This window comes from Aestuariivirga sp. (assembly GCF_037139295.1).
Lineage (GTDB): Bacteria > Pseudomonadota > Alphaproteobacteria > Rhizobiales > Aestuariivirgaceae > Aestuariivirga.
Window position 1 is genome coordinate 1 of record NZ_JBAXGR010000163.1, and the last position, 5,044, is coordinate 5,044.

Below are 5,044 nucleotides of genomic sequence, written 5' to 3' on the forward strand. Positions count from 1 at the left end.
ATCGTGGACCAGCCCAAGGGTGAGCCACTGTTCTTCAATGCCTACATGGCCCAGGTGAGCTACTTCCTCACCGGCGAACACCGCCCCTATGACCGGAAGCTGGGCATCCACAAGCGGCTTGAGCCCTTCGAAGACTTCTTCCGCGTGCGGACGAGGTCGCAGGGCATTCAGAACGGCCTCGGGGCCTGGGAGGTCGCGGCCCGGTACTCCAACATCGTGCTCAACGACAAGAACGTGCAGGGCAACAACCTGACCGACTTCACCATCGGCCTCAATTGGTATCTCAATCCCTACACGCGTTGGAAGTTCAACTACATCCGCGCCTTCCTTCAGGACGAGCGCAAGGGAAACAGCCTCACCGATATCTACGGCACCCGGATCGACTTCGATTTTTGAGGGCACCATGCGGCTTCACACCATCATCGCGGCACTGATCATGATCCCGAGCCTGATGTTGGCCAGCGACCTTGCGGTCGCGGCCGATGCTGTTGTCGCGACGGTGCCGGAGGCGCTTGTGCCGGTGCATGAGGCCGCGGCAGGCGACGCCGACCAAAAAGACAAAAAGCAGGACGGCGAGAAGAAGGCGACCGATGGCAAAGACAAAGCCAAGGATGGCAAAGACAAGGAGAAGGGCAAAGACAAGGAGAAGGGCAAGGACAAGGAAGATCCACCCAAGTGCATGCACTGCGGCGCCAAGTGCGGCCTCGAGGCGGTGTGTGTCTGCGAGTGCGGTACGAAGAAGAAGCCGAAAACCGAATACGATGCCAAGTGCGACCCGATCTGCGTGCCCCGCTGCAGCGGCCCGCCGTGGCCCTTCTCGCGCTGCCGTCACGGAGGCGGATGCACCGATTGCCAGTCCGACGCATGCCGGGCCTGGGTGCGGCATCGCAAGACGCTCGTCAAGGAGACGAAGGACGAAGAGGTCTCCGTGATCGAGCGGAAGGTGAAGTACGTCTGCTGCCGGTGCACAGCCACCGGCAAGACCGGCTGCTGCGGCGGTGAACCCGCCGAGCATGGCGGTTGGTGGCTGCGCTGGCTGCCGGCCTGCGGCGCACCGTGAACACGCCGGCTACTGGCGTGGGGGTGCCTTTCGCCATGCGGCGATGAACGCCTCGGCAGCGCGGCGAACGTCGGGTAGCGTCATGCCGGGCTTGTAGATCGCCGAACCCAGGCCGAAGCCGGCGGCACCGGCGGCCACATACGCCGCCATCGAGTCGGGCGTGATGCCTCCGACCGGCACCAGCGGCATGCCCTTGGGCAGCACCGCCCGCCAGGCCTTGACGATCGCCGGCGGTAGTTGCTCGGCGGGGAAGAGCTTGAGAAAGTCGGCGCCCGCCTCGATCGCTGCGAAGGCCTCCGTCGGCGTGGCGACGCCCGGGCCGCTCATGAGGCCGGCCTGCTTCGTGGCCCGAATCAGCTGCGGGCTCATGTGCGGAGATACGATCAACCGGCCGCCGGCGGCTGCCACCTCGGCCACCTCAGCGGCAGAGCGAACCGTGCCGGCGCCAACCGTGGCGCGATCGCCAACAGCGGCGGCCAGCCGGCGGATGCTTTCAACCGGTTCCGGCGAATTGAGCGGCACCTCAATGACGCGGAAGCCGGTCTCCACGAGCGCGAGGCCGACGTCGATGGCCTCGCTTGGCGTTATCCCACGGAGGATGGCGATGAGCGGCAGTTCGGCGAAGTCACGGTGTGCGGTGTCAGACTGAGTCACGAGATTCATCCTCTTGCATGGTGTCAGGAGCATGTGCCACAAGGCCGGCCGCCTCGCCGATTCGCCACAGGCCCAGCGGGCCCGTCTCGTTGAGAGCCTGCACGTCATCGATGCCGAATTGAGAGAGGGCCAGTCGGTAGCGGTTGCAGAGTGTGGGGTCGCCCAGGAGTGCGATCGAGGGGCAGGCGGCATCTCTCAGCCCGGCAACCACACTGCGAATCTCCTCGCCGATGAGCAGGCCGGAAAGATAGTCGAGCGTCTGCGGCGCGGTGAGCGCGCCGGTGAGGAACAGGCTCCGGGCCGTGAAGAGCCGCGGCGCAATCCCCACGGCACCGCTCTCGTGAGCCGACCGCACCCCACGCGTGAACGCTTCGTGATCGAATTCCGAGCCCGCGGCCGTGACCCCCATCTCCTTCGCAGGCCTGCCAATGATCGAATGGTCGCGGAGCATCGCGAAGAGTTCGCCGGTGAGATACGTGGTGAACCGCACCACGCGGCCCCGTTCGACGACGGCCCACTTGCAGTGCGTGCCCGGAAGCACCAGAAGTGATCGTTCGGCCAGCGCCGGCTGCATCGCCAGCACCCCGACGATCTGCATCTCCTCGCCCCGCATCACATCGGGCAGCGGACCACCCTGCATCAGGCCGGGCACGAGATGGATCGTGCCGCAGCCCGAATCAAACGCCACAAGCCCGCTCGCTATCGAGGCCGGGTCGGCCGGACATTCCACATACGGCACCTCGCGCCAGCCGTTGCGGCTCCCGACCATCCCCGCCGCCAGCACCGGCAGCCCAGGCCAGCGGTTGAGCCACTCGCCCGCGACACCGCGGAAGGCGGCGGCATAGCCTCCCTCGGGAAGATGCTGGATGCCCCAGCCCTCGGCACGCCGGTCGATGAGCGTGGCATTTCCGCCTAGCAGATAGGCCCGCAGCGACGACGTGCCCCAGTCGAGCCCGATCAGGGCGGGGTGCGGTGATGTGTTCATGCGAATCCCTTACTCATATCGAAGGCTGGAATAGGCGAGTTATCGTCGTCAAGTGCGGGAATATCAATGTCGCCAAAAATGTACTGTGCCATCGGTTGTCCTTCGGCACCAGCGAGCGTGGTCTCCAACCAGACACTATTCGCATTGATTGCAACACCTTGCATTTCTGGGCTCAAGGGACCTTTTGCAACCTTCAACGTTAACTCAACGTCGCCAAGAATTTCTCGGATTTCATCCGATGGTTTTACCTTTCGAGTCTGTGAAGTGGACGGTTCAGTGTACTCACATGGATGGTTATTGACGGTCACGACTGGCTTGTCTGGCCAATGCGATAAGTGACGCTCAATGAAATTGATGACGGCACGTTGATCTAGCCTCTTGAGATTCAGCTTAGAAATAGTTACGACCGTGCCATTTGGCTCATCTGTAGGCACATCCTGTTCGACCGTCTTGACAGGTATCTCATTCTCTCCGGCTGCTTCGATATTCGACCGCGTTAACTCAACTGTATTTCGCAACCCATCCCGAATGCTCGAAACACGCAGGGTGCTGGCAATCCCAAACGCTGCCGATTTTCCCGTCCCGAAACGACCGCGTCCGCGACGCCCTGCCTTGCGATCTTCATTTTCTCCATGCATTACAAAAAAGTTCTGCAAACCTCGGCGGTCCATTCCTCGACCATTGTCGTCGATGATGATCTGCTTGCTTGGCGAATCGAATGAGACCTTCACGACTGCCGACGTACCGGGCTCTCGGTATTGCAAGCCGTTCGCAACGTATTCCCAAACCACTAGCTTGTCGGTCTTGAAAAGTGCCGCGCTTTGCAGCAGGTCTCGAGCGACGTGAGTCCGGACGGAAATCGCATTAATGCTCATTTGCCCCAGCCTTTGCTACTAGGTCGCGTAGTTGTATGACAGCCGCTCCAAGTTCTGAGTCATCGCGGAATGCATTGACAATTCGATCAATCTTTCGAGCGCGAACTACTCCTGTAACGTATTCATCAAGACGAAAGAGGCTTGCTGCCTCTCGTTGAGTTATTTCAGCCAACTTGCCTGATCGAAACTTTAGAAAGGCATCCGATGAAAGAAGTCGCGACCGCTCTCGGCGGAACCATTTTTTTTCACCGTCGCTCATGCGAACGCCGCCGAGATTCGCACTCTCCAAACGCGACACATTCATCTTCGCAAAGATTGCACCAGCTTCTGTCAGCATCCAACCCTCATTGCCCGAACCCGAGAGGTAGTTGCCGTACTTCTGCTTCTTCGCGTCGGAGAGGAATGCCCGAATTATCTCAATGTTGATATGTTGTGGATAGAATCGCCAATTGTATCTACCGGGAGCCATCTCAGCCGCTTTCACTGACACATGCTCAGTGTCAATGGGCTTAGTCTCGCCCCCGAGTAGGTAGACGGCGAGCGTCATTATCTCGTGATTGGCGAGACCGTTGTCTGGTTTGGCTGCTCTTGATTTCATCGAATTGGGATTACGAGTGTTGGACAGGCAATTTGCACCAAGCATTTTCGATTAGTTCGTGTGCGGCTTCCGCATCCAAGGCAGAATAACCGCGACGACCATGTTGTTCCACGACACCAATGGAGCGCAACCACGCCAAACACAAATAGCTTTGATACGCCGGCACTTCACCTTGCCCATTGAGTTGCAGAGGCAAAACGCTCTCCATAGTGATTAACTCATCGCCATTGCTTAATGCACGCATCTTCTCAACCAATGCAGGTGCAACTTGTTTTGCCGCTTGATGGTGGTATTCCGATTTGGATGCCTTCGACCATGCGATCTTTACCAAAGATTCACCGGACCGTGCAAAAACGGGATACTTCGATTTCTTCTGTTTCCGGTTCGCAGATTTGCCGACGCGCAACGACGCACCGCGCCTCGCCATGGCGAGGCGCGGTGCGTCGTTAGCGCCGCCGTTCCGTCCAGTTGCAATGATCCCGGCCAACTGTTCTGCCCAGCGGGCAAGTACAGTAACGTGTTCGTACCGACCTTCCGCTACGGCCGACTTCATGCACTCGCGGAGTGATGACTCAGCAGCATGGATGATATTTCGGCCTTCAGGCAGCGCATCGATCATGACTATAATATAGCGATAATATACCGAAATACAAGCCCCCCCGCTCGGCTATCTATTGGGGTGTCGGTAGACGCGATCATGGAATTCCTTGAGCCTTTTCCACTTCTCGCAAACGTCCGATAGGCCTTTGCTTTGAAGATTCGGAGGGAACGAGTAATTGCGCGATGGAGGCGGTACCTGGGCGCGGTGTGTCTCAATAGGAGCGGCAGGCCAGAGTTGACGCCAAGGCCGTCAAGCGGGCCCGGCGGCGGAT

The 5,044-nt window shown here is 59.6% G+C and carries 7 protein-coding genes; 2 read left to right on the top strand and 5 right to left on the bottom strand.

What is annotated here, in order from left to right:
• Together WCJ41_RS20050 and WCJ41_RS20055 are read left to right on the top strand one after the other, a co-directional pair.
• Positions 1 to 396: porin (locus tag WCJ41_RS20050; RefSeq protein WP_336907610.1), on the top strand; the 396-nt coding region annotated here is incomplete at its 5' end.
• A gap of 40 nt (positions 397 to 436) precedes the next feature.
• Positions 437 to 1,060 carry a hypothetical protein gene (locus WCJ41_RS20055; RefSeq protein ID WP_336907611.1) on the top strand — a complete coding sequence of 208 codons (624 nt, stop codon included), beginning with the start codon at positions 437 to 439 and terminating at the stop codon, positions 1,058 to 1,060.
• Between the two features lie 9 nt (positions 1,061 to 1,069).
• Here the strand turns inward: WCJ41_RS20055 and WCJ41_RS20060 are convergent, their stop codons facing one another.
• The 5 genes from WCJ41_RS20060 to WCJ41_RS20080 all read right to left on the bottom strand — a co-directional run bounded on the left by WCJ41_RS20060 (position 1,070) and on the right by WCJ41_RS20080 (position 4,791).
• The gene (locus tag WCJ41_RS20060) at positions 1,070 to 1,723 is read right to left on the bottom strand and encodes a 2-dehydro-3-deoxy-6-phosphogalactonate aldolase (RefSeq protein ID WP_336907612.1); all 654 of its coding nucleotides are present in this window, start codon (positions 1,721 to 1,723) and stop codon (positions 1,070 to 1,072) included.
• Positions 1,701 to 2,699 carry a 2-dehydro-3-deoxygalactonokinase gene (locus WCJ41_RS20065; RefSeq protein ID WP_336907613.1) on the bottom strand — a complete coding sequence of 333 codons (999 nt, stop codon included), beginning with the start codon at positions 2,697 to 2,699 and terminating at the stop codon, positions 1,701 to 1,703. The genes WCJ41_RS20060 and WCJ41_RS20065 overlap by 23 nt, the downstream gene beginning before the upstream one ends.
• Entirely contained in the window at positions 2,696 to 3,574 is an 879-nt protein-coding gene (locus WCJ41_RS20070; protein WP_336907614.1) for an ATP-binding protein, read from the bottom strand. Before WCJ41_RS20070 ends, WCJ41_RS20065 begins: the two co-directional genes overlap by 4 nt.
• A complete protein-coding gene (locus tag WCJ41_RS20075) occupies positions 3,564 to 4,121 on the bottom strand; it encodes a hypothetical protein (protein WP_336907615.1) in 558 nt (185 codons plus the stop codon). Before WCJ41_RS20075 ends, WCJ41_RS20070 begins: the two co-directional genes overlap by 11 nt.
• A gap of 61 nt (positions 4,122 to 4,182) precedes the next feature.
• Positions 4,183 to 4,791, bottom strand: a complete 609-nt coding sequence (locus WCJ41_RS20080; RefSeq protein WP_336907616.1) for a hypothetical protein — start codon at positions 4,789 to 4,791, stop codon at positions 4,183 to 4,185.
• Between the last annotated feature and the right edge of the window lie 253 nt (positions 4,792 to 5,044).